Source organism: Thalassovita sp. ABM4_323, from assembly GCF_056158665.1.
This window is the reverse complement of the sequence record NZ_JBSWTS010000007.1, coordinates 2,171,505-2,196,376: the sequence shown is the minus strand read 5'-3', so window position 1 is coordinate 2,196,376 and position 24,872 is coordinate 2,171,505. Positions and strand designations below refer to the sequence as shown.

At 60.1% G+C, this 24,872-nt stretch carries 22 protein-coding genes; 13 read left to right on the top strand and 9 right to left on the bottom strand.

Annotated elements, in window-relative coordinates; all coding sequences use genetic code 11:
* Positions 1 to 4: 4 nt before the first annotated feature.
* The 3 genes from ACXADQ_RS13290 to ACXADQ_RS13280 all read right to left on the bottom strand — a co-directional run bounded on the left by ACXADQ_RS13290 (position 5) and on the right by ACXADQ_RS13280 (position 3,347).
* Positions 5 to 1,579 (bottom strand): Re/Si-specific NAD(P)(+) transhydrogenase subunit alpha, encoded by a 1,575-nt coding sequence (locus ACXADQ_RS13290; RefSeq protein ID WP_475321273.1) that lies wholly within the window; start codon positions 1,577 to 1,579, stop codon positions 5 to 7.
* Between the two features lie 124 nt (positions 1,580 to 1,703).
* Positions 1,704 to 2,153, bottom strand: coding sequence for a methyltransferase family protein (locus ACXADQ_RS13285; RefSeq protein ID WP_475321269.1), 450 nt, complete (start codon positions 2,151 to 2,153; stop codon positions 1,704 to 1,706).
* 234 nt (positions 2,154 to 2,387) lie between these two features.
* Complete coding sequence (locus ACXADQ_RS13280; protein WP_475321266.1) at positions 2,388 to 3,347, bottom strand: MBL fold metallo-hydrolase; 960 nt, start codon at positions 3,345 to 3,347, stop codon at positions 2,388 to 2,390.
* Between the two features lie 156 nt (positions 3,348 to 3,503).
* Between ACXADQ_RS13280 and ACXADQ_RS13275 the strand changes: the two genes are divergently transcribed.
* Positions 3,504 to 4,256, top strand: a complete 753-nt coding sequence (locus ACXADQ_RS13275) for an SDR family NAD(P)-dependent oxidoreductase (protein ID WP_475321261.1) — start codon at positions 3,504 to 3,506, stop codon at positions 4,254 to 4,256.
* Here ACXADQ_RS13275 and ACXADQ_RS13270 read toward each other — a convergent pair.
* Positions 4,253 to 4,855: a TetR/AcrR family transcriptional regulator gene (locus tag ACXADQ_RS13270; RefSeq protein WP_475321259.1), complete on the bottom strand. Its 603-nt coding sequence runs from the start codon at positions 4,853 to 4,855 to the stop codon at positions 4,253 to 4,255. The genes ACXADQ_RS13275 and ACXADQ_RS13270 overlap by 4 nt on opposite strands.
* A 105-nt stretch (positions 4,856 to 4,960) precedes the next feature.
* Here ACXADQ_RS13270 and ACXADQ_RS13265 point away from each other — a divergent pair, with 105 nt between their 5' ends.
* From ACXADQ_RS13265 to ACXADQ_RS13255, 3 genes are all read left to right on the top strand, one after another.
* Positions 4,961 to 5,422: a (2Fe-2S)-binding protein gene (locus tag ACXADQ_RS13265; protein ID WP_475321257.1), complete on the top strand. Its 462-nt coding sequence runs from the start codon at positions 4,961 to 4,963 to the stop codon at positions 5,420 to 5,422.
* A 3-nt stretch (positions 5,423 to 5,425) separates the two neighbouring features.
* A complete protein-coding gene (locus ACXADQ_RS13260; RefSeq protein WP_475321255.1) occupies positions 5,426 to 7,666 on the top strand; it encodes a xanthine dehydrogenase family protein molybdopterin-binding subunit in 2,241 nt (746 codons plus the stop codon).
* A 144-nt stretch (positions 7,667 to 7,810) separates the two neighbouring features.
* Positions 7,811 to 10,252 (top strand): Hint domain-containing protein, encoded by a 2,442-nt coding sequence (locus ACXADQ_RS13255; protein WP_475321252.1) that lies wholly within the window; start codon positions 7,811 to 7,813, stop codon positions 10,250 to 10,252.
* Positions 10,253 to 10,255: 3 nt separating this feature from the next.
* Here the strand turns inward: ACXADQ_RS13255 and ACXADQ_RS13250 are convergent, their stop codons facing one another.
* The 3 genes from ACXADQ_RS13250 to ACXADQ_RS13240 form a co-directional block, all read right to left on the bottom strand.
* On the bottom strand, positions 10,256 to 11,032 hold the full coding sequence (locus ACXADQ_RS13250; protein ID WP_475321249.1) for a gamma-glutamyl-gamma-aminobutyrate hydrolase family protein: 777 nt from the start codon (positions 11,030 to 11,032) through the stop codon (positions 10,256 to 10,258).
* Between the two features lie 117 nt (positions 11,033 to 11,149).
* Positions 11,150 to 11,578 carry a GlcG/HbpS family heme-binding protein gene (locus tag ACXADQ_RS13245; RefSeq protein WP_475321246.1) on the bottom strand — a complete coding sequence of 143 codons (429 nt, stop codon included), beginning with the start codon at positions 11,576 to 11,578 and terminating at the stop codon, positions 11,150 to 11,152.
* A 61-nt stretch (positions 11,579 to 11,639) separates the two neighbouring features.
* Positions 11,640 to 13,796, bottom strand: coding sequence for a malate synthase G (locus ACXADQ_RS13240; protein ID WP_475321242.1), 2,157 nt, complete (start codon positions 13,794 to 13,796; stop codon positions 11,640 to 11,642).
* 201 nt (positions 13,797 to 13,997) lie between these two features.
* On the opposite strand from ACXADQ_RS13240, the gene pepN reads away from it, so the two are divergent.
* From pepN to ACXADQ_RS13205, 7 genes are all read left to right on the top strand, one after another.
* Complete coding sequence (gene pepN, locus ACXADQ_RS13235) at positions 13,998 to 16,550, top strand: aminopeptidase N (protein WP_475321238.1); 2,553 nt, start codon at positions 13,998 to 14,000, stop codon at positions 16,548 to 16,550.
* A 127-nt stretch (positions 16,551 to 16,677) separates the two neighbouring features.
* Entirely contained in the window at positions 16,678 to 17,121 is a 444-nt protein-coding gene (locus tag ACXADQ_RS13230) for a hypothetical protein (RefSeq protein WP_475321234.1), read from the top strand.
* Positions 17,122 to 17,149: 28 nt separating this feature from the next.
* Positions 17,150 to 17,887 carry an SDR family oxidoreductase gene (locus tag ACXADQ_RS13225; RefSeq protein ID WP_475321230.1) on the top strand — a complete coding sequence of 246 codons (738 nt, stop codon included), beginning with the start codon at positions 17,150 to 17,152 and terminating at the stop codon, positions 17,885 to 17,887.
* A gap of 166 nt (positions 17,888 to 18,053) precedes the next feature.
* Positions 18,054 to 19,364, top strand: a complete 1,311-nt coding sequence (locus tag ACXADQ_RS13220) for a hypothetical protein (RefSeq protein WP_475321226.1) — start codon at positions 18,054 to 18,056, stop codon at positions 19,362 to 19,364.
* A 91-nt stretch (positions 19,365 to 19,455) separates the two neighbouring features.
* Positions 19,456 to 20,970, top strand: a complete 1,515-nt coding sequence (gene gatB, locus ACXADQ_RS13215) for an Asp-tRNA(Asn)/Glu-tRNA(Gln) amidotransferase subunit GatB (RefSeq protein WP_475321222.1) — start codon at positions 19,456 to 19,458, stop codon at positions 20,968 to 20,970.
* A 27-nt stretch (positions 20,971 to 20,997) separates the two neighbouring features.
* Positions 20,998 to 21,957: a hypothetical protein gene (locus ACXADQ_RS13210; protein ID WP_475321217.1), complete on the top strand. Its 960-nt coding sequence runs from the start codon at positions 20,998 to 21,000 to the stop codon at positions 21,955 to 21,957.
* An 88-nt stretch (positions 21,958 to 22,045) separates the two neighbouring features.
* Positions 22,046 to 22,501: a thioesterase family protein gene (locus ACXADQ_RS13205; protein ID WP_475321213.1), complete on the top strand. Its 456-nt coding sequence runs from the start codon at positions 22,046 to 22,048 to the stop codon at positions 22,499 to 22,501.
* 17 nt (positions 22,502 to 22,518) lie between these two features.
* Here ACXADQ_RS13205 and ACXADQ_RS13200 read toward each other — a convergent pair whose 3' ends face one another.
* Positions 22,519 to 22,788 (bottom strand): hypothetical protein, encoded by a 270-nt coding sequence (locus ACXADQ_RS13200; protein ID WP_475321210.1) that lies wholly within the window; start codon positions 22,786 to 22,788, stop codon positions 22,519 to 22,521.
* Between the two features lie 143 nt (positions 22,789 to 22,931).
* On the opposite strand from ACXADQ_RS13200, the gene ACXADQ_RS13195 reads away from it, so the two are divergent.
* Both ACXADQ_RS13195 and ACXADQ_RS13190 read left to right on the top strand, forming a co-directional pair.
* Entirely contained in the window at positions 22,932 to 23,414 is a 483-nt protein-coding gene (locus ACXADQ_RS13195; protein ID WP_475321206.1) for a DUF4177 domain-containing protein, read from the top strand.
* Positions 23,415 to 23,577: 163 nt separating this feature from the next.
* Positions 23,578 to 24,201, top strand: a complete 624-nt coding sequence (locus ACXADQ_RS13190) for a DnaJ domain-containing protein (protein WP_475321202.1) — start codon at positions 23,578 to 23,580, stop codon at positions 24,199 to 24,201.
* On the opposite strand, the gene msrB is transcribed toward ACXADQ_RS13190, so the two are convergent.
* Positions 24,202 to 24,666 (bottom strand): peptide-methionine (R)-S-oxide reductase MsrB, encoded by a 465-nt coding sequence (msrB, locus tag ACXADQ_RS13185; RefSeq protein ID WP_475321198.1) that lies wholly within the window; start codon positions 24,664 to 24,666, stop codon positions 24,202 to 24,204. It lies immediately after the preceding gene.
* Positions 24,667 to 24,872: the final 206 nt, after the last annotated feature.

Here is a 24,872-nt window from a genome sequence, read left to right as displayed (position 1 = left end):
CTCCTTACGATTTCTGGAACATGGCGAGCATGCGCCGGGTCACGAGGAAGCCGCCGAAAATGTTGATCCCGGCCATAAAGACCGAAAGCGCGGCGAGGATGATCACCAGGAACGAGCCAGAACCGATCTGCATCAGCGCGCCCAGGATAATGATCGACGAAATGGCGTTGGTCACAGCCATCAGCGGGGTGTGCAGCGAGTGGCTGACGTTCCAGATCACCTGGAAGCCCACGAACACGGCCAGAACGAACACGATGAAGTGCTGCATAAAGCTGGCCGGAGCCACCAGACCCACGCCCAACAGCAGCACGGCACCAACTGCCAGCAGGGTCACCTGCTGCTTGGTCTGCGCCTTGAAGGCCGCCAGTTCCTCGGCCCGTTTTTCTTCGGGCGTCAGTTCCTTGGGGGCTTCTTTGGGTTTCTGGGCGGCAATCGCCTGAACCTTGGGCGGTGGCGGTGGCCAGGTGATTTCCTTTTCAAAGGTCACGGTGGCGCCACGGATCACGTCGTCTTCCATGTCGTGATTGATCTGACCGTCTTTTTCAGGGGTCAGGTCAGTCATCATGTGACGGATGTTGGTCGCATATAGCGACGACGCCTGCGAGGCCATGCGCGAGGGGAAATCGGTGTAGCCGACGATGGTCACGCCATTCTCGGTCACGATTTTCTCGTCTGCGACGGTCAGCTTACAGTTGCCGCCCTTTTCAGCCGCAAGGTCCACGATCACGGAGCCGGGCTTCATCGCCTCGACCATGTCCTTGGTCCACAGCTCGGGCGCTTCGCGGTTGGGGATCAGCGCGGTGGTGATCACGATGTCCACCTCGGGGGCCAGTTCGCGGAACTTGGCCAGCTGAGCCTCGCGGAATTCATCCGACTGAACAGACGCGTAACCGCCGGTGGCGGCGCCGTCCTGCTGTTCTTCTTCGAAGTCCAGGAACACGAACTCGGCGCCCATGGATTCGACCTGCTCGGCCACTTCGGGGCGCACGTCGAAGGCATAGGTGATCGCACCCAGCGAGGTCGCGGTCCCGATGGCGGCCAGACCGGCCACGCCAGCACCCACAACCAGAACCTTGGCGGGGGGCACTTTACCGGCAGCCGTCACCTGACCGGTGAAGAACCGGCCAAAGTTGTTGCCCGCCTCGATCACGGCGCGATAGCCGGCGATGTTGGCCATGGACGACAGCGCGTCCATTTTCTGAGCACGCGAAATACGCGGCACCATTTCCATGGCGATCACGTTCGCGCCCTTGGACTTGGCCAGTTCCAGACCTTCTTCGTTCCCGGCCGGGTTGAAGAAGCTGATCAGGGTCTGACCTGCCACCATGCGCTTCAGCTCGGTTTCGGTGGGCTGACGCACTTTGGCAACAACGTCGACACCTTTCCACAGCTGGGCCGCGGTCTTGATGATCTCGACCCCGGCCTTTTCATAGACCTCGTCCGAGAACCCGGCGGCGGCACCCGCCCCGGACTCGATGGCGCATTCGTAGCCCAGCTTCTGCAATTGCAGAGCCGAGTCAGGAGTCATCGCAACGCGATTTTCTCCCTCGAATACTTCCTTAGGAGTTCCGATTTTCAACTTTTTTGTCCCCCTTAAGAACAGTTAACCCCTTGGCCCTGAGTTTTTCAGAGCATATTTCTTTTTGACCGCGCAATATTATTGCGCAGCTTCCCGCACCAGATGCACTGAACTGTGCTTTCTGTCAAATCCATCGGCGCGTCTTTTGGCAGTAGCGTGCGAAATTTGCACGAAATTTGATCCTCAACCTATTTTCTTCGGGTATCACAAAGCGTTTTTCCAACACCCACAACAATACAGGCACCAGCGGCAGCGACAATACGGCATCGAACCGCAGAACCAACCCCGCCAAAAGCACTACATCCCCAAGGTAGATCGGGTTGCGCGACCGCGAGAAGATGCCCGTCGTGACCATCGTTTCCGCCTCGCGATGCGGGATCACCGTGGTGCGATGCTTGCGCATCTCGACCACAGCCAGCAGCATCAGCAAGATGCCCCCGCCAACCAGAACACCCCCCAGGAAATCGGCCCAGTATCCCCCAAAGCTGAAGCCGAAGGGAAAATACGTGCCCTGCACCCAAGCGACGATGGCCGCCACCAGCAGCCACATCGGGGGAATATCAAGCCATTTCATCAACACGAACCCTTAGAAATTCACCCAAACGGGCCGGAAATCGGAAACACAACGACAGACCTGCGCTGCGATTGGTCAAGGACCTACCACCATTCCAAACTGACGACCACGCGGCATTGTGTTTCCCTGCTGCTGTCACCGTTTGCAGCGTGGGCGCTTTCTGTTTGCGCAGCAAGCAGGCCGCGCGGGCCCCGGCCCGTCGCTGTTTCAGGTCGGCACTCTGGGAGTACGAGGCTATTCCCACTCCATCTCTTCAAAGACGCGCCCGGCGTTCTTGGTGGCCAGTTCCTCGAACGTGTCCAGGTTTCGCCAGCGCTCCTGATCGACATAATACGCGCCGGCCAGATCACCGCCCTCGTCGATATGGGCGCCGATCTTGGCACGCAGATCTGTGAGATAGTCATAGGTATAGCGCGTCACCTGCGCCATGTTTGTAGGATGTCCGTGGCCGGGGATGACATAGGTCGCATTGATCGGGGCAAAATACTCCTCCCAGGTCAGCAACCAGCAGCTGGTGCAGGTGTCCTCGAATATGGGCAGCATCCGCTCGTGAAAGGCGATGTCCCCGGCGATCATCATGCTCCATTGCGGGATATAGACCTGTGTGTCCCCCGGCCCATGCGAGGGGCCCAGATGGGTGATCTTGAACGTCACGTCGCCCATGACCACCTCATAGTTCTGCTCGAAGGTGATGGTGGGCATGACCACGCGGGTGCCCTCGGCCTTGTCGCGGTTATAGCGCTCCATGCCTTGCAGGATGAAATCGCCATTTTCCTCGACCTCGTGGGCGGCATCCACATGCATCAGGATGTCCACACCCAGATCGGCCCAGTACGAGTTCCCCAGCATCGCGTGCCCCTGCCCGTTCTCGCTGATCACCAGTTTGACGGGCTGGTCGGTGACGGCCTTGATTTCCTCGTGCAACGCTGCCGCCAGTCGGGCCGAGGCCCCGCCATTGATCACCACCACACCGTCCCCGGTGATGACGAAGCTGAGGTTGTTGTTGTGGCCGCTGTTTTCATAGGTAGGCGGTGCCGTGGCCCCGATGGCCGAGAACACATGCGGGATCACCTCGACCGGTTTGGAATACAGTTCGGACTGCGGGTACTGGTCGGCGATGTCTTCGCTGGCCAGCGCCAGGGGCGCGGCCAGGGCCAGCGATGCAAAAAGGCTGGCGCTAAAAGAATGGGTCATGAAATCTCCTCCGGGGCTGATTGCGCAACAAATTCACAGATGCGAATAAGTTTGTAAAGACCGCCAGACCCCCGCCCGGGCAAAGTGACGGAACGGCGGACTTGTCAGCGCCCGGTCCTGTCGTGAACATGGCGCTATAGCGGAGGAGGACGAACAATGGACATAATGGGCAAACACGCGCTGGTCACGGGTGGCGGCACGGGAATCGGGTTGGCCATCGCGCGCGCCCTGGCGGCGCAAGGAGCGATTGTCACCATCACTGGCCGGCGGCTGGAGGTCCTGGAACAGGTCGCGGGCCCGAACATGTTTCCCGCGGCGATGGATGTCACGGATGATTTGCAAGTCGCCACGGTCATTGATCAGGCGGTCGCTCAGCATGGCCCCATCCAGATTTGCGTTGCCAATGCCGGGATTGCCGAAGGACGCAAACTGCACAAGACCGATACCGAATTCTGGCGCCGTATCATGGCGACCAATCTGGACGGGTGTTTCTATACGATCCGGGAATCCATGCGCTCGATGCTGACCACCGATTGGGGGCGCGTGATCGCCATCAGCTCGATCGCCGGGGTGCGCGGTGCGCCCGGGGCCGGGGCCTATGCGGCGTCAAAACACGGGGTGATCGGGATGATCCGCTCGTTCGCCGAGGATTTCATGGGCGGCCCCTATACGTTCAACTCGATCTGTCCGGGCTATGTGGACACGCCGATTGTCAGCCGAAACACCGAGGCCATCGCCGAACGCGCTGGTGTCTCGACCAAAGAGGCCCGCGACATGATGCTGCAAATGAACCGCCACAAACGTCTGATCGCCCCCGAGGAGGTCGCCGCCGCCGCGCTGTGGCTGTGCCACCCGATCAACGAAAGCAGCAACGGCCAGGAAATCCAGATCGCAGGCGGGCAGGTTTAGGGCGTTAGTGCACGGCCAAACAGCAGCGCCAGACGATGAATCGAAGCCCGGAAAAACTCGGGATCCTGCAGGTTGGTTTTCACCCCGTGCAGTGCGTCATAGATGGTTTTGGCAACATCCTCGGGCGCGTCGCCCAAGCCCTCGAGGGTGATGCGCCCCGCAGCCGCGCCGTCACGCAGCCAATCCGCATACAAGCCGGTCAACCGCGCATCCCCTTCGGACACGACCTCCATCGTGTGGATGTGTTTCGTGTCCAGCATTTCCTGCCCATGCGGAGAGGACACCATCGCCTCGTAAATGGGGCCGGCCTGAGCCTGAAATGCCTGGTGCAATAGCTGCTCGAGCGGCATGTCCTGCGCCAGAATTTCGGCAACGGCCTGCGCGGCCATGTCGTAATACCCCTGCGCAAGCGACTGAAAAATATCCTCTTTGTTGCGGTAATGCAGATACACCGCCGCACGGGACATCCCTGCCCCTTTGGCGATGTCCTCCATCGAGGTGCGCTTGAACCCATACAGCCGGAAGGCCTCGAACGCCGAGGCCAAAATCGCCTGTTGTTTGGGGTCCAGACCAGAAATTTCTTGTTTGATCTCTTGCATTTGCAAGGAACTGACACATTTGGCAAAAAATGTCAATTGACACTATGACATTTTCACCTCATTTTGTCACTACGTCACAAACAGCCCCCAACAGGAGCCTCAGCCATGTCAAAGACGCTGACAATCAACGGCAAAAGCCACCAGATCGACCTGCCCGACGACGTTCCCCTGCTGTGGATTCTGCGCGACGAGGTCGGGCTGACCGGTACCAAATTCGGCTGCGGCGTGGCCGCCTGCGGGGCTTGCACCGTACAGATCGACGGCGAGGCCGTGCGCAGCTGTCAGGTGCCCCTGTCAGATGTCACGGGCGAGGTCACAACGATCGAGGGGCTGGGCACTCCGGACGCCATGCACGCGTTGCAAACGGCCTGGGTGAAACATCAGGTGGCGCAATGCGGCTATTGTCAGTCTGGCCAGATCATGCAGGCCGCCGCCCTGCTGGCCGAGACCCCAAAACCCACGGACGCGCAGATCGACGAGGCCATGCAGGGCAATCTGTGCCGCTGCGGGACCTATCCGCGCATCCGCGCCGCCATTCATGACGCAGCCACCACGATGGAGGGTTAACCCATGGCCAGCATTGGAAAAATCGCCCGCCGCACCTTTTTGATCGGATCCGCTGCCATCGTTGGTGGCGTGGCCTTTGGCGCCTATAAGATCAACCAGGATCCCGACAACCCTCTGACCGCTGACGCGGGCGAGGCTGTTCTGAACCCCTATGTGGTGATTGATCAGAACGGGGTCACCATCGTCACTCCCCGCGCCGAGATGGGCCAGGGCATTCACACCACTCTGGCCGCGCTGGTGGCCGAAGAGCTGGACGTGGACATGGCCGACATCCGCACCATGCACGGCCCGCCCGCGCAGGCCTATTTCAACGAGGCCATGCTGGGCAGCGCCCTGCCAATGAAGGAATACGCCAAAAGCGATTTCATGCACGGCGTGTCCGACGCCGTCGGCAAGGTGGGCAAGCTGATCTCGTTGCAGGTCACAGGCGGGTCGACCTCGACCGTGGATGGCTATGAAAAGATGCGTGCCGCCGGTGCCAGCGCGCGTGAGGCGCTGAAACAGGCCGCTGCGAACCGTTCGGGCGTCGCTATGTCGCGCCTAAAAACCGGGCAAGGCCACGTGATCCTGCCCGATGACACCCGGATCAGCTATGTTGATCTGGCCCCCGAGGCCGCCGCGATCAAACCCAAACAGGTGGCGCTGCGTCCCTCCAGCCAATGGAAGATCCTGGGCAAGGCCGCGCCCCGTGTCGACATGGTTGAAAAATCCACTGGCACCGCGACTTTTGGCATCGATGTGCGCGTGGAGGGCATGAAATTCGCCGCTCTGCGCACCAACCCGCATCTGGACGGGGTGATGAAAAGCTTTGATGCGACCGAGGCCCTGGCCATGCCCGGCGTGGAACAGGTGGTTGATCTGGGCGATGGAATTGCCGTTGTGGCGCGCAACACCTGGATCGCCATGCAAGCCGCCGAACTGGTGGACATCACCTGGGGCACCGGCCCGCATCCGCAGACGATGGAGGCAATCAACGCCAAGATCGCCGAGGCCTTTGACGGCAGCGCCAATTCTACCCTGCGCAATGATGGCGATCCCGACAGCCTCCCGGCTGGGGCGACCGAGATCACAGCTGAATACCACCTGCCCTATCTGGCCCATGCCACGATGGAGCCGATGAATGCCACCGCCCTGTATACAGGGGACTCGCTGACCATCTGGGCGGGCAACCAAGGGCCGCTGATCGTTCGGGACAAATGCGCGAAAATCGCGGGGCTGGACCCTGAACAGGTTGAAGTTCACACCACCTATATGGGCGGTGGCTTCGGTCGTCGCGGAGAGGTGGACTATGCCCAATACGCCACCAGCCTGGCCCTGGCGATGAAGGGAACGCCGGTGCAACTGACCTGGTCGCGCGAACAGGACATGACCCATGATTTCTATCGCCCCGGCGCCATTGCGCGGTTCCGCGGGGCTGTCAAAGACGGCAAAGCGGTCCTGATGGATGGACAGATCGCCGCGCAATCCGCCACGGTACAGGCTGGCGGTCGCATGATGGGCCTGCCGATGTCCGGCCCTGACAAAGTGCTGGTCGAAGGCTGCTTTGATCAGCCCTACCAGATCCCGAACTATCGGATCCGGGGCTATATCGCCGATCTGGATCTGCCGGTGGGGTTCTGGCGCTCGGTTGGGGCCTCGTTTAACGGGTTCTTCCACGAAACCTTTATTGACGAACTGGCCCATGCTGCCGGGCGCGATCCTTTGGAATTCCGTCTGGAGATGATGGAGACCGAAGATCCGGTTTCGGCCGCGTGTCTGAAGGCCGTGCGCGACATGTCCGGCTGGACGGGCAAAACGCCCGAAGGCGTGGGGCGTGGCGTGGCGTTCAACTATTCCTTCGGCACCCCGGTGGCCGAGGTGATCGAGGTCCAGCAGACCGAGGACGGCATCAAGATCACCAACGCCTGGATCGCCGCAGATGTCGGCACCGCGCTGGATCCATCGATTGTTCAGGCACAACTAGAGGGCGGGTTGATCTATGGCCTGTCCGCAGCCATCCACGAACAGATCACCTTTGACGAGGGCGCGGTAGAGCAAAGCAACTTCCCCGATTTCGACGCGGTGCGCATGCATAATGTGCCCAAAATCCAAACGCAGATCCTGCAAAACAAGGCGCATATCTCGGGCGTTGGCGAACCAGGGACACCCCCGGCCAAACCCGCGCTGGCGAATGCGCTGTTTGATCTGACAGGCGAACGCGCGCGCACTCTGCCGCTGATCGATCAATTCGATCTTCTCAGCTAGGCCAAACAAAGCTGCTCTTGCCTCTCGGGGCCTTGCAAACTTGCCGATTTGCGGAAATTCACGTAATGTAAACGCAAATGCCACGATAAAGATGGCGATCAGAGGCAAGTTCGGGGGCCCACCCCCAAAGGCAGGAGCAGTTTCATGCCCACCGGCTATAGAATTACGCTCGGCGATGGTTCGCTGGACACTGGGGATTCCTTGGGGACGTCCCCGGTCAGTTTCACGACGGCAACAACGCTGGGATCCGGTGATGTCACCTTTACCGGACGCATTGGCAGGATTGGCGAAGTTCAGGATTACAACCTGAACGGCACCTATTACGAAGCGACCGATGGCAATGTCTATTTCGTCCCCAGCTCGACGATCCGCCGGTTTGATGAGGCCGAGGTTGACGATGCCCCCAGCTATTCTTCGCAGGATGGCGTTGTCGATGGCACCGGTGGGGACGACCTGATTGATGCCTCTTATGTGGACACCCAAGGCGACCAGGTTGATGACGGCGTTGGCACGGGGGCCAGCGGCATGGGCGACAGTATCGAGGCGCAGGACGGGGATGATACTGTCCAGGCCGGGGATGGCGACGATTTCATCAGCGGTGGCGGCGGCAGCGATTCCATTGATGCGGGCGATGGCGATGACACGATCTATGGCGATAATGTCACGACGGCCTCTTCGACCTCGGAATTGCTGAACTGGTCCAGTCAGGGCAGCGACGAAAGCGACATTTCAGGCGGTTTCACCCAAACCACCGGCGTGATGGACGTGACCGTAGGTTTTTCCGATGACGGAAATGCCACGGGCTTTACCGTTGAAAGCTCCAGTTCGACCTATGTCGCCAGCGGAGAGAGCTTTAACGCCAGTTCGATGCTCGAACTTCGGGGCTCTGGCAACGGGGATACCTCGACCACCACCATTGATTTCACCTCGAACCAGCCGGACAGTTATTCCGACAATGTGAACAACCTGTCGTTCCGGATCGGGGACATCGATGGCGTCAACAATGGGTGGCAAGATGTCATCACCATCCGCGCGGTTGATGCCAATGGCGATTCCGTGACCATCGATCTGACCGGAAACGGGGATGATACGGTCGGAAATGGCGTGATCACGGCCAGCCTCAGCAACGACAGCTTTTCATCGCAATCCGGCTCGGTATTGGTGGAAATCTCAGGCCCGGTCCAATCGATCGAGATCGACTATGACAATGGTTTCTCGAACGGTCAGATTCTGCTGGTCACGGATGTGCATTTCGACACGATCCCGGTTGTGGCCGGGGATGACACCATTTCAGGCGGCGAAGGCGATGACCTGATCTATGGTGAGGAAGGCGATGATAGCCTCAGCGGTGACGCGGGCAGCGATACGATCGTTGGGGGCGATGGCGATGACACGCTCTCGGGTGGGGCCGACGGTGACAGCCTGAGCGGTGGCGCTGGCATGGATTTTGTCGACTATTCGGGCTCCTCTGCCGGGGTAGATGTGGATTTGGGCGCGGGCACCGCCGACGGAGGCGACGCGACCGGGGATACACTGGCGGGTGGCCTCGATGGGATCATCGGCTCGGATTGGGATGATACGCTGACCGGCTATGACGCCCAGGGCGCCGATTGGACCAACGTGTTTTATGGTCGGGGCGGCGATGACATTCTGGACGGGGCCGGTGGCGATGACAGCCTGTATGGCGGCGCGGGCGATGACACGTTGATCGGGGGCGATGGCGCGGATGTCCTTTCGGGCGGCGACGACGATGACGTGCTGCAGGTCGGCAGCGGCGACACAGCAACTGGCGGCAGCGGAGACGACACGTTCGAGCTGGACGAAGACTGGCTGGGCGGTGGCAGTATCTCGATCGAAGGGGGCGAAACCGGGGAAACGACCGGGGATACGCTAGATTTCGGCGGGCTGCTGAATGGCGACGGCATCACCTATACCAACACGGTCGATCAGGGGGGCGGGCTCAGCGGCTATGCCACGCTGGTCGACGGCACCGTGGTGAATTTCGAGAACATCGAAAACATCATCATCTGCTTTAAGGCGGGCACACGGATCAGCACTCCGTTTGGTCCGCGCCGGGTCGAGGATTTGCGGCCCGGCGACATGGTCGTCACCCGCGATAATGGGGTTCAGCCGATCCGCTGGACCGGGCGACGCGCGGTCAACGGCACCGGAGACCTTGCGCCGATCCGTTTCGCCCCCGGGTCGGTCGGCAACGCCCGACCGCTACTGGTTTCGCCACAACACCGCATGTTGATCCGCTCGTCGAATGTAAACTTGCTATTTAATACTGCCGAGGCCTTTGTGGCCGCCCGTCACCTGGTAAACGGGAGCTCGATCCGGCGGGTGGAAAAGGCCAGCATCGACTATGTGCATATCCTGTTTGACCGGCACGAGGTGATTTTTGCTGAAGGGGCGCAAAGCGAAAGCTATCACCCCGGGCGTCACGGTCTGAACGGCATTCTGGATCACGCCCGTGAAGAGCTGTTCTCGATCTTTCCCGAACTGCGCTCGGATCCCGAAAGCTATGGTGATACCGCCCGCCCCTGCCTGAAAGAATTCGAGGCCAAGCTGCTGCAAACGGCCTAAATATCAGGCGGTGCGCAGCATCCGCTGGCTTCTGCCAGCGGCCCAGGCGCGCACAGCATCCCCAAACGCGGTGAACAAGGGGCGCGAGACCGGATCATTCGCTGCGTCCCATTCAGGGTGCCACTGGACGGAATAGGTAAACCCCTTGGCGCCGTCGACATAAATCGCCTCGGGCGTGTCGTCGGGGGCATAGCCATCGATGACGATCCGCGCACCAGCGGTCTTTATCCCCTGCCCGTGCAACGTGTTGGTCATCACCTCTTGAGCCCCCATCAACTGATGGAATTTTCCCCCTTCGGTGAAGCGTACCTTGTGACGCAGGGCGAATTTTTCCTCCAGCGTCCCGTCGGGCGGCATACGGTGGTTCATCCGCCCGGGCAGGTCGCGAATCTCGGGATAGAGCGATCCGCCCATGGCCACGTTCACCTCTTGGAAACCACGGCAAATCCCCAAAAACGGCTGACCGCGTTCGACACAGGCCCGGACCAAAGGCAGCGTGATCGCATCCCGGTTCCGATCGAAGTCCCCATGCGCCTCGGTCGGGGACTCGCCATATTCTTCGGGGTGCACATTGGGGCGCCCGCCGGTCAGAACGAAACCGTCACAGGCCTCCAGCAATTCCGCAACGCTGATGAACCGCGGATCGGGCGCGATCAGCATCGGCAGACAGCCGGACACACAAGACACGGCCTCGGTGTTCATCAGCCCGCTCGCGTGGACCTGATACGTCTCGTTGATGACGTGGTGATTCCCGATAATGCCGACAATAGGACGGGTCATGGCGCGCCTTTTTCAAACCTTCATCGCACAGAATATATGCATCCTGCCCGCGACAAAACAAGAAACCTGCGCGCAGACGCACAGTCATCCAGCACATGCACACCGTTTTGGCAGGGGTCAGGCCTCGCCGATCAAGCCTGCGGCCTCGATCCCGGCCAGGGCCGCCACGGCGTCGTTGTCCGAGGTATCCCCCGTCACGCCAACAGCGCCGACGATCACGCCCTTCTTGTTGCGCACCAAAACGCCACCGGGGACCGGCACGACATTGCCGCCATAGACACCCGCCAAAGCGGTCATGAAATAGGGTTGCTGTTCGGCCCGCGCCATCTGGGCCTTGCCGGGCATCCCCAGCATCACGGTGCCATAGGCCTTGCCATGCGCGATGGCGAAACGGCCGGGGGCCGCGCCCTCACCTCGTTCGAACGCAATCACGTTGCCGCCCGCGTCCAGCACCACGGTGCTGAGCGGCTTCAGATCCATTTCCTTGCCTACATCGAACACTTTGCGAATGATTGTGCGAGCTTTTCTGAGCGAAAGGTCAGCCATAAGAGAATCCTGTTACTTGGGTACACACTGCGCCGGCCGTCTGGGACCTGGCACAATGCTATCAACCAGAGGCCTTCAATTCCAGTCGGCGCTGATGCAAAACGGGCTCGGTATAGCCGCTGGGCTGCACGCGCCCCTTAAAGACCAGATCGCAGGCCGCCTGGAACGCGACCCCGTCAAACCCAGGCGCCATCGGGCGATAGGACGGATCACCGGCGTTCTGTTCATCCACAACCACAGCCATCTTTTGCAGCGCCTCCATCACACGCGATTCGGATACGATTCCGTGGTGCAACCAATTGGCCAGCGCCTGAGAGGAGATCCGGCAGGTCGCGCGATCCTCCATCAAGCCAACGTCATTGATGTCGGGCACTTTCGAGCACCCAACCCCCTGATCGACCCAGCGCACCACATAGCCCAGAATGCCTTGGGCGTTGTTTTCCACCTCACGCGTGATCTCGTCATCGCTGAAGTTGCGCCCCGTGGCGACGGGAATGGTCAGCAGATCCTCTAGCGTGCCGCGCGCACCACCGGCCTTCAGCGTGTCCTGACGGGCCAGAACATCGACCTTGTGGTAATGCGTGGCGTGCAGCGTGGCGGCAGTGGGCGACGGCACCCAGGCACAATTCGCGCCCGACCTCGGATGGCCGATCTTGGCCTCCAGCATGTCCGCCATCAGGTCGGGCATCGCCCACATCCCCTTGCCGATCTGGGCCTTCCCCTGCAACCCGCAGGCCAGACCGATATCGACATTGCGATCCTCATAGGACGTGATCCAGGGGGTCGATTTCATCTCGCCCTTGGGCAAGAAGGGGCCGGCCTCCATACTGGTGTGGATCTCGTCGCCCGTCCGGTCCAAAAAGCCGGTATTGATGAAGGCGACCCGCGATTTGGCGGCCCGAATGCATTCCTTGAGGTTGGCCGAGGTGCGACGCTCTTCGTCCATGATGCCCAGTTTCACCGTATATTGCGGCAGGCCCAGGATTTCCTCGACCATGGTGAAAATCTCGTCGGCAAAGGCGACCTCTTGGGGGCCATGCATCTTGGGTTTGACCACATAGACCGACCCGGCGACCGAATTGCGCGGCCCATCGGTTTTCTTCAGGTCATGCATGGCGATCAGCGTGGTGCAGAGCGCGTCCATCAATCCCTCGCCGATCTCAAGCCCGTCGCGATCCAGAATGGCCGGATTGGTCATCAGGTGGCCAACATTGCGCACCAGCATCAGGCTGCGGCACTTGACCAACAGAGGCGCGCCGTTGGGGTCGGTATAGGTGAAATCGCCGTGCATTTCCCGGGTAACCGTCTGGCCACCCTTTTCAAAGGTTTCAGACAGATCGCCCTTCATCAGGCCCAGCCAGTTGCTATAGGCCAGCACCTTGTCGGCCGCATCCACGGCGGCGACGCTGTCCTCGCAATCCATGATCGCGGACATGGCGGATTCAAGGTTCACGCTGGCGATGCCCGCCGGATCGGTCTCGCCGATCTGATTGTCGGGATTGACCAGAATTTCGATGCCCAGACCATTGTTTTTAAAGAGGAACATTCCCCAACCGTCAGGCTCGGCATGGCCGGCATATTGTGTGGGGTTCTGCAAGGCCACCGGGCGGCCCTTGGCCTCGATCACCAGCGCATCCCCATCGACGGCCAGCTTGTCGACATCCGCCCAGACCGCCCCCGCCAGGGGCAGCGCCTGATCCAGAAACGCCTTGGCCCATGCGATCACACGGGCGCCGCGATCCACGTCATAGGCCCCGCCCACAGGCAAATCGCCCAGCGCATCCGTGCCATACAGCGCATCATACAACGAGCCCCACCGCGCATTCGCCGCGTTCAGCGCAAAGCGCGCATTCATGATCGGCACCACCAGTTGCGGACCGGGGATTTGGGCGATCTCGGGGTCTACATTCTGGGTTTCGATCTGAAAATCAGGGCCCTCGGGGACAAGGTATCCGATCTCGCTCAGATAGGCCTGATAGGCCGCGGGATCATGGGCCTGCCCGCGCCGCGCGATGTGCCACGCATCCAGTTTTTGCTGCATTTCCTCGCGTTTTTGCAGCAAATCGCGGTTTTTCGGTCCCAACTCATGGGTGAGACGCGACAATCCGGCCCAGAAATCGTCTGATGAGACACCCGTCCCCGGCAGCGCATCACGCTCGATGAATTCCACCAGCTCGGGCGCGACGTGCAGCCCGTATTTATCGATGCGATTGTCCATTGTGATCCCCCATGTCAGCCATGTTCTTGATCCTCAATAGAACGGAAGTTTCCTATAGGCAACAATTCTGGTCAAAAGTTTTTACCAATTCAGGCCAAGCTGCTTCAAAAATTGGCGAATAATCAAACCGGTGCGACCCCCATTGAAGCCCGCCCGCGTTCCTCCTAACGTCGCTCCAAAATCATGCATCCCGAGGCCCCGATGAAAGACGCAGCTCCCCAGACCATCTATCTGTCCGATTACACGCCCTTCGGGTTCATCGTGGACAGTGTCGCGCTGACATTCCACCTGTCCCCCACGGCAACCCGCGTGCAATCGCGGATCGCGTTCCGCCCCAATCCCGAAGCTTCTGATTGCGACTTCTTTTTGCATGGCGAACAGTTAAAGCTGATCAGCGCGGCGATTGATGGCACCCCGGTGACGCCCGAACTGACTGATCAGGGCCTGCGTTGCGACGTGCCCGACACGCCCTTTGTCTGGGAGGCCGAGGTCGAGATCAGCCCCGCCACCAACACCGCGCTGGAAGGGCTGTATATGTCCAACGGCATGTACTGCACCCAATGCGAGGCCGAGGGCTTCCGCAAGATCACCTATTACCCCGATCGCCCCGACGTCATGAGCGTTTTCACCGTGCGGATCGAAGGCACCGAGCCTGTTCTGCTGTCCAACGGCAACCCCACGGGTCAGGGCGAGGGCTGGGCCGAATGGCACGATCCGTGGCCCAAACCCGCCTATCTGTTCGCTTTGGTTGCGGGCGATCTGATCAACCATCCCGACCGTTTCACCACCAAATCCGGCAAGGATGTGGAGCTGAACATCTGGGTCCGTCCCGGCGACGAGGGCAAATGCGCCTTTGGCATGGACGCGCTGAAAGCCTCGATGGAGTGGGACGAAGATGTTTACGGGCGCGAATATGATCTGGACATTTTCAACATCGTCGCGGTGGATGATTTCAACATGGGCGCGATGGAAAACAAGGGGCTGAACATCTTCAATTCGTCCTGTGTGCTGGCCTCGCCCGACACCTCGACGGATATGAATTTTGAACGGATCGAGGCGATCATTGCCCATGAATACTTCCACAACTGGACCGGCAACCGCATCACCTGCCGCGATTGGTTCCAGCTGTGCCTGAAAGAGGGGCTGACGGTGTTCCGCGATGCGCAGTTCACTGCTGACATGCGCTCGGAACCAGTGAAGCGGATCGAGGATGTGATCGCCCTGCGTGGCCGCCAGTTCCGCGAAGACAATGGCCCCCTGGCCCACCCCGTGCGCCCCGAAAGCTTTGTCGAGATTAACAACTTCTACACGGCCACCGTGTACGAAAAGGGTGCCGAACTGATCGGGATGCTGAAAACGCTGGTCGGGGACGCGGCCTATGCCAAGGCGCTGGACCTGTATTTTGACCGCCACGACGGCGACGCCGCCACGATCGAGGATTGGTTGCAGGTGTTCGAAGACGCCACCGGCCGCGATCTGACCCAGTTCAAGCACTGGTACAGCCAGGCCGGCACGCCGCGCCTGTCTGTCAGCGAAGATTTCGCCGATGGCACCTATACCCTGACCTTCCGGCAGGACACACCGCCCACCCCCGGGCAAGATGTCAAAGACCCGCGCGTCATCCCCATCGCTGTGGGTCTGTTGAACCCCAACGGGGACGAGGTGCTGCCGACCACCGTGCTGGAGATGACGCAGGCCGAGCAGTCGTTCCAGTTCGAAGGGCTTAGCGCGAAACCGGTGCCCTCGATCCTGCGCGAATTCTCGGCTCCGGTGATCCTGCAACGCCAGACCAGCAACGCCGAACGCGCGTTCCTGATGGCGCACGACACCGATCCTTTCAACAAGTGGGAGGCCGGGCGCGCGTTGGCGCGGGACGGTCTGATCCGCATGATCCAAGAGGGCGCGGCCCCGGATGACGCCTATCTGGAATCGCTGACGGCCGTGCTGCGCGACGACACGCTGGACCCGGCCTTTCGCGCGCTGGCCACAGGGCTGCCCAGCCAGGACGAACTGGCCCAGACCCTGTTTGACCTGGGCCAGACGCCTGACCCGCAGGCGATTTGGCAGGCCGTAGAGACCCAGAAACAGGCCATGGCGCAGCATATGCAGGACCTGCTGCCGCGCCTCTATGCGCAATACCAGGTCGAGGGGGCCTATCAGCCGGATGCCACTCAATCGGGCGCGCGGGCGCTGGCCAACACGGCCCTGTCGTTGATCACCCGCCTGGATGGCGGCGCACAGGCGCAGAAGCAATACGACTCGGCCGACAACATGACTCAGCAATTGGCCGCGTTTGGGTGCCTGTTGTCCGCGGGCAAGGGCAAGTCCGCCACGCAGGCCTTTTACGATCAGTGGAAACATGACCGTCTGGTGATTGATAAATGGTTCTCGATGCAGATCGTGCAGGCAGATCCCGATCAGGCCGTGCAGGTCGCCGCGTCCCTGACCCAGCACCCGGACTTTACCATGAAGAACCCCAATCGGTTCCGCGCAACGCTGGGGGCGCTGGCCATGAGCCCCGCAGCGTTTCACCATGCCAGTGGCGCAGGCTATGCTCTGCTGGCCGACTGGTTGATCAAGCTGGACCCGCTGAACCCGCAAACCACCGCCCGGATGTGCACCGCTTTCGAGACCTGGAAACGCTATGACACGGATCGGCAAGCTTTGATCGGGGCGCAACTGGACCGGATCCTGGCCCAGCCCGATCTGAGCCGGGACACGCAAGAGATGGCCGAACGTATACGAAAGGCGTAGACCCCGCCAAACCATACGCAATCGAACTGAAGCAAGCCTGTCACATTCGCGTCAAAAAGCCCTGAAACCGGGGTTCAGAGCTGTATCTTAACCACATCTTTTCCATCGCATCTGTCATAATTTCATCATGAATTGGCTACACGAATATCATTGGCGCGGGTTGGATCCGCTGCATTTGGGGGCGGGCCTCGTGATTGCTCTGCTCTGGGTGATGTTGTTCGCCGTGGCAAAGCTGTTGCCTGTCTGGCAGATGATGCTGTTGATTGGCGGGGTTGCCGTGCTGACGGCGTTCTATTGGCAACGCCTGCTCAGCCGGAAACGCTCGGGGGCGTGGCTGACCGAAAGCCATCTGAATGTGTATTACGGCAGCAAGCATTGGTCCTTTCCGCTGTCGGGCATCCATGCGGTTGGTGCGCGCTCGGCGCCGTTTTATGCGCGCCCGCCGCATCTGGAGCTAACGGGGGGGCGGCGCGTACATCTGCCGCTGACCTGCTTGCCCGCCGCGCATGAATTGCGCCGTTGGTTTGATGGAAAACCCGTGCGGGTTGACGCCAAGGTGACTTTGTCCTGAACTGCGCCCCAGGCGCGAGGACACGACCATGACCAAACACAGCATTCTGATCACTGGTGGCAGCACTGGAATCGGCGCAGCGACCGCCCGGATGGCGGCCCGGCGCGGCCATGACGTGATCCTGACATACCGCAGTGACCAAGCCAGTGCCCAAGCCGTGGCAAACGAGGTGCAGGCCGCGGGACAGTCGGCTCAGGTCATTCGATGCGACGTGGCTGACCCCGACCAGATCGAGGCCATGTTCGAGGCCATCGCACCGCACACTCCGCTTCATCTGGTGAATAACGCCGGGATCGTCGCCCAGGCCGCGCCCGTTGCCGAAATGACCGCCGCGCGCGTCAACGCCATGTTTCAGATCAATGTGGTCGGGGCGATGATGGTGGCCAAAGGCGCCATCGCGCATATGCGGCGCGCCGGTCAGAGCGGCCATATCGTCAACCTGTCATCGGTTGCGGCCCAGTTGGGGTCGGCCAATCAATACGTGGACTATGCGGCCTCGAAGGCGGCGATCGACACGTTCACCATAGGATTGGCAGACGAGCTGGCGCCCGAAGGCATTCGTGTCAACGCGGTGCGTCCCGGCCTGATCGAAACCAGCATCCATGCCAAAGGCGGCCAGCCCGACCGGTTGGAGCGCCTGTCACATATGGTTCCCATGGGCCGATCCGGCGGCGCGGACGAGGTCGCCGAGGCCATTTTGTGGCTGCTGAGTGATCAGGCCTCGTATGTGACGCGCACCCTGCTGGACGTGGCGGGCGGGCGCTAGGCGCCTGATCGGCGACATGACCTTAGGGCAGCTTCGCCCGAGAGTTGCTACGCTATTTCCCGAAAACCAGCCACACTTGGCCATGTTTCGGCCAAAAACATGCGGCCATATAGGGGGAAATCACAGGCAAGGCGACTCTGCTATCGCCTCCCAACCGGAAGACCGAATGAAGCATCTGCTGCCCAAACGCACAAACCTGAAGCTGCGCGCCCCCAAGATCCTGCGGCGCTCGCAGCAGCCCGAGGCCCCGGCCTTGCAGGTGGCGCCCGCGTCGGCACCTCCGGGGCCGATGCCGATCCGGTTGCAACGCGCGCTGGACATTCCGGTCACCGATACCAGCACCGAACAGTCGCGTCGTGAATACGTGATCTCGCGCGGGCAATTCCTGGCCCGTCAGGACATGTGGGACGAACTGGGCACCGAGCTGCGCCACCACGACCGCACCCGCGCCCGTACCAAGGCCGATATGCCGCTGGCGGACCTGCTGGCCTATGGCGCGCGCTCGGATGTAGTGGAACCGTTGGTGCGTCAAATCCGGTCGGGCCGCGTGAACCCGGGGGAGGTCGAAAGCCTGCCCGCGCTCGAGCATCTGGAATTCGCACTGGACGACAGCCCCAAGGATTACGGCGTTGCGCTGGTGGTGCTGCATGCGCTGATGGATGTGGCCTGGGCCTTTCATGCCGTCGAAACCAACACGGGACTAAAGACCTCGGGCCTGTCAAAACACAGCTCGAAGGCTTTTCAGGCCTGTATGATCAGCGCCGGGGACATTCTGGATCGCTTTGATGCGTTCGAACAAAACAGCCCCGCCCTGGCGGCGGCGCGTTGCAAACTGCTGCCCAGTCAGGAAAGCCCAGAAAGCCGCGTGGTGGACGATTACGAGGACCTGATTGATCTGGATCCCCACAATCCCAACCACATGCGCGAATTTGGCCGGTTTATGCTGCCGCGCTGGTTTGGCTCGCATCAACAGCTGGAAATTCAGGCCCGCCGCATGTCCGCCCTGACCCAGGACATCTGGGGCGCTGGCGGATATACTTGGACCTGTCTGGACGCGCTGAAACTGGACCCGGACGTTCTGGAAATGCTGGAACCGGACCTGTTCATCGAAGGCATGCGGGACATCCTGGACCGTCGCCAGGATCAGCACACGGCCAACCTGTTTGCGGCCTTCTGCTCGATCACGCTGAACGCACGCAAACTGCGCAACAGCCCGTATCAGGATCAGCTGACCGCCCTGCGCGAGGCCTTTGACTGGATTTTGCAGAACCACCTGCGCGAGGTACATCCGCTGGTCTGGGCGCTGGCCGAGCAGGATCAGATGGCCGAAGAGGCGCTGATCTATAGTGAAAAGCTGGCCGAAGAGGGGCGCGGCAGCGCGTTCCGCCGGATCTCGCGTCATTTCGAGACCGAAATCCGCAACGGCGCCCGTGTGGTGTTTGGCGAACAAGGCCCACAAATTGTGCCGCGCGGATAGGCGCAAGGCGCAAACCTCGCCTTGCCCTCTTGCCCCTTGCGCACCCCTGCCCTAGAACGCGGTGGAATTGCTGTGACAAAGGGCGGATACGATGCTGGACCTGACCTATGAGACCCCGAAACCCAAGGTGATTGCCGGAGCCAAGCACGATTGGGAACTGGTGATCGGTATGGAGGTGCACGCGCAGGTCAGCTCGAATGCGAAACTGTTCTCGGGCGCGTCGACCAAATTCGGGGCTGAACCCAACTCGAACGTGGCCTTCGTGGACTCGGCCATGCCAGGCATGTTGCCCGTGATCAACGAATACTGCGTGGAACAGGCCGTGCGCACGGGTCTGGGCCTGAAGGCCGAGATCAACCTGTGGTCCGCCTTTGACCGCAAGAACTATTTCTATCCGGATCTGCCGCAGGGCTATCAGATTTCGCAGCTGTATCACCCCATCGTGGGCGAAGGCGAAATTCTGGTCGATATGGGCCCCGGCGTCGCTCGTATTGTGCGGATCGAACGCATTCACCTGGAACAGGACGCCGGGAAATCGGTGCATGACATGGATCCGAACATGTCGTTTGTGGACCTGAACCGCACCGGTGTGGCCCTGATGGAGATCGTCAGCCGCCCCGACATCCGTGGCCCCGAAGAGGCCGCCGCCTATGTCACCAAGATGCGCCAGATCCTGCGCTACCTGGGCACCTGTGACGGCAACATGCAAAACGGCAACCTGCGCGCGGATGTGAACGTGTCGATCTGCCGTCCCGGCGCCTACGAGAAATACCAGGAAACGCAGGATTTCTCGCATCTGGGCACGCGGTGCGAAATCAAAAACATGAACTCGATGCGCTTTATCCAGGCCGCGATCGAGGTCGAGGCCCGTCGCCAGATCGCCATCGTCGAAGCCGGCGGCGAGGTCGAACAGGAAACCCGCCTGTATGACCCGGACAAGAACGAGACGCGCTCGATGCGGTCCAAGGAAGAGGCGCATGATTACCGCTACTTCCCCGATCCCGACCTGCTGCCTCTGGAGATCGAACAGGGCTGGGTCGATGACATCGCCGCCTCGCTGCCCGAACTGCCGGACGAGAAGAAAGCCCGCTTCATGGGGGATTTCGGTCTGTCCGAATATGACGCCAGCGTGCTGACCGCCGAAGTGCCCAACGCGGCCTTTTTCGAAGAGGTCGCAGGTGAGGCAGGCGACGGCAAGCTGGCCGCCAACTGGGTCATCAACGAGCTGTTCGGACGTCTGAAAAAAGAAGATCACGACATCACCGAAAGCCCGGTCTCGCCCGCGCAACTGGCCGCGATCATCAAGTTGATCAAGTCCGACGCCATCAGCGGCAAGATCGCCAAGGACCTGTTCGAAATCGTCTATACCGAAGGCGGTGACCCCGAACAGATCGTTGAAGAGCGTGGCATGAAGCAGGTCACGGACACTGGCGCCATCGAGGCCGCCGTGGACGAGATCATCGCCGCCAACCCCGCGCAGGTCGAAAAAGCCAAGCAAAACCCGAAACTTGCAGGCTGGTTCGTGGGTCAGGTGATGAAAGCCACCGGCGGCAAGGCCAACCCCAAGGCTGTGAACCAGTTGGTTGCGCAGAAACTGAGCCTCTGAGCCCAAAGGCCTGTTCTGGGGAAGGGTTTGAAGATAATCCTGCATCTGGGCCCGCATAAAACCGGGTCCACCACGATTCAGAGGAATTTTTTCGCCCTCAAGAAGACCTTTGCGAATCAAGGTATTCAGTTTGTTGACAACGACGCGGCATTTGATCATCTGTACTCGGCCTTCTTGAAGAATCCTGAAACATACTTTGGGAACAAGTCCTCGGGGCTTTCGCCAGAACAGCTGCGTGAGCGCGATGCGAAAGTTCTTGAAACGCTTTATGCGCGACTGAACACGTTGCGGTCTACCGCCATCCTTTCCAATGAATTTCTGTGCATGCTGGACCCGGAGGAGCACGCAAAACTGCACCAGTTTCTGGCTCAGCATGGAGAGGTCCATGCGCTCTATTATTATCGGGAATTGCTGCCGTGGATGTCATCCAACTGCCAGCAGATGGCCAAAATTGGGCTTTTCTCTCGCCCCTCTCGCTATCAAGAAGCTGTTAAACGCTTGCACGAATTTCCGCTGCGAGTCGCACGCGAGTACGGTGACAAAGCGCATTTTATCAAGTTCGAGGATGCCACCAGGCAGGGGATCTGCAACAGCTTGCTTCGCGAGTTCGGATTGATTGATTTTGACAGTCTGGGCCTGACCGAAACGCATGAAAACGAGTTTCATTCCGACAATGCCGTGCGGGCAATGTATTTGTATATCTTGCAGAACCCGATTGGATCTGAGTGCTGCGACCCCGAGAAAATCGCCGAGCTTTGCGCACTGCCTGGCGAGAAGTACCAGGTCGATGGACTGCGCAAGGTTGAAATCCGAGACTATGCGCACAAACGCTTAGAAATCTCCGAGAAACTTGGATTTCGGTTAGCCCCACCAGAAGGCATCCCGGTGGCAAAAAATATGGACCTCAAAAACGCTCGCCAAATCTGGCCATATTTGTCGATATCACAACGCCTGAAAATGCTGGTGCGACCCTTTCTGCGCAGATGATCAAGCTCTGGCCTTGTGTGTCTCACTTGGCTAGGTTGTCTTGCAGACCCCCAGCGAGGAACTGAGAAAGATGCCCCAAGCGCCATTCATGTCATCAGCGTTGGAAGTCCTTCCCGAATGGATCGACTATAATGGGCATCTGAATATGGCCTATTACAACGTTCTGTTCGATCGTGGGGCAGATCAGGCCTTTGAGCTGATGGGCTTTGGCCCCGATTACGCAGCCGTCCGCAAACACACCACCTATAGCGCTGATTTTCGGGTCCGCTATCTTCGCGAGCTGCATGTCGGCGCCAAGGTTCGGGTCGGTTTTCAACTTCTGGACAGCGATGGGCGCAAGTTCCATTTCTGCCAATGGCTGTACCACGAGGATGGCTGGCTATCGGCGACGGGCGAAGGGATCGGCCTGCATATCGACATGAGCGGCCCACGCGTGGCCCCCTACCCGTCCGATGTCGCCGAAAAAGTCGAAACGATGTTAGCGGCCCATCAATCCGCGCCTGTGCCCGATTTCGTAGGCAAGCCCATGACCATTCGGAAATGATCCCTCGCTTGGGGTCATCAGCCCTTCATTTGTCGGGTCAGACGCCGCAATTTGGCCCTGGCCTCGTCATCTGACAGCTTTTTCCCGTCCTGCATCACCGCCAGGCCGAACTTCAGAATGCAGCTAGAGCCCACCCACATCCGATGCCCGTTGCGCCGGTTGCGCACCTCGAAAATGTAGCGCAGATTTCGGTGATCGCATAAACCACAACACGCCCGGGCGCTTCCGCGGTCCTGGACTTTTTCGGTGAACACCCAATCCGTGAATGAGTCGATCTGTCTGGCCATGTCTCACCTTTTGATTTGCAGGTGCGACCGTCTCAGACGGGTATTGAAAGACCCCTTATCGACCGTACGCTGTGGGCGTTGGGGCTTTGGACATTTTGCAAATCGCTGATAGTGTTGACCTGATTTCGAGAGCGGACATTGTAATGCCAAAATACGAGTACAAGGTGGTTCCGGCCCCGGCCAAGGGAAAGAAAGCAAAAGGCGTGCGCGGGGTCGAAGCGCGCTTTGCCTTTGCGCTTGAGGACCTGATGAATCAGATGGGCGCCCAGGGCTGGGAATATCAGCGCGCCGAAACCCTGCCCAGCGAGGAACGCCACGGCCTGACGACGGTTTCCACCACCTATCGCAATGTGCTGGTCTTTCGCCGGCCAAGCCAGGACACAGCAGAAATACCGGAACCCCAGCTATTGCCCGCGCCTCCCCCCGAACAGCGCGCGCCCGAGGCAGAATCAGCGGACACGCCCGAAGGTTTCTTTGCAGTTGTCGGCGACAACGGTGTCGAGGATGCCCAAGACCTGAACAGCCCCGCCGCCTCTTTGCTGATGGAAAGAGCCGCCCGCCTGAAGGCGGCTGATGACGCAGAGCTTGTGGACGAGCCAGAGGAGGCCCAGAACAAGACTGCCTGATCTTTGTGCTATTTTTTTGTTATTTCTTTCCAATAGTTAGATGGCTTTTGCGGGCGTTTTTTCGCCAATTGATCGAGTTGTTCACAGTTTTTTTCCTGCTCCCCCCCTTCAACTCGGCGCCAGAAAGTCTACAATCCACCGTCCGAGTCGAATAGGTGATCTCATGACTAAATCTGACCCGTTTGGTTTTGATATGTCGGTCAAATCCGCAAAGAAGAAAAATCCCCGCGGACGACGGGGAATGAGTGGTGCGTCGGAAACCTCGACACGCCTGTGCGAGCACGAAGGCTGTCAGGAGCCCGGAAAATACCGCGCCCCCAAAGCGCCCGACGTGCTGGATGAATTCTATTGGTTCTGCAAGGAACACGCGCGCGAATATAACCAGAAATGGAGCTTCTTCGACGGCACCACCGAGGCCGAGATGAATGCTCAGATGTCCAAGGATAAGGTCTGGGAACGCCAGACCCGTCCGATGGGCGACCCCGAGGCGCGCGCCTGGGCCCGCCTGGGTATCGAAGACCCGCACCAGGTGTTGGGTGAAAACGCCACCAAGAACCCGGGCAAAGCCAACACCGGCGGGCGCCGCCTGCCTCCGACCGAACGCCGCGCCATCGACATTCTCGAGGCGCAGGATAGCTGGTCCAAGGCCGAAATCCGCAAGGCCTATAAGAAACTGATCAAAGTGCTGCACCCCGACATGAACGGCGGCGACCGCAGCCAAGAAGAGCAGCTGCAAGAGGTCATGTGGGCCTGGGATCAGATCAAGGACAGCCGCAGCTTTAAGTGATCAGGCGGCTTTGAAAACCAGGGACACGCCGTTCAGACAATGGCGTTTCCCGGTGGGGCGCGGTCCATCGTTGAATATATGCCCCAGATGGCTGCCGCAGCGGCGGCAGTGGCATTCTGTGCGCGCCACCAGCAGTTTGCGATCAGTTTTGGTGCCGATCGCCCCGGGCAGGGATTTCCAGAAACTGGGCCATCCTGTGCCGCTGTCATATTTGTGCTTGGATGAATACAGCGGCAGATCGCAGCCACGGCAGTGATACACCCCCGGATCATACAGCTTATCCAGAGGTGAGCTGCCAGCGCGCTCGGTCCCCTCTTCGCGCATGACCTTGTATTGCAGCGGGGTCAGCATCGCGCGCCATTCGGATTTGCTGCGCGTGATTTCAAAGGTCTCGGCGGCCCCACGCCCCGCGATCCATGCGCCCAAGCCTCCCAGCCCGGCGATCATCATCATGCGTCTGTTCATTGGCTCCCCTCCGTCATTTGTGCCCAGTCTATCACCCGGCCCCGCAGATTGCGCCCCGCCCATCGTCACGCCAAAACACGATCAGGTGAGCCGCCCCCGGGCACAGACGCGGCGGAAAAGCCCGCAAGCTCTTGCCCTTCGCGCATTTATGTTGCACCACACAGGAGTTGGGCAATCCGGCCCCGATTTCAGCACGCAGTCAAAGG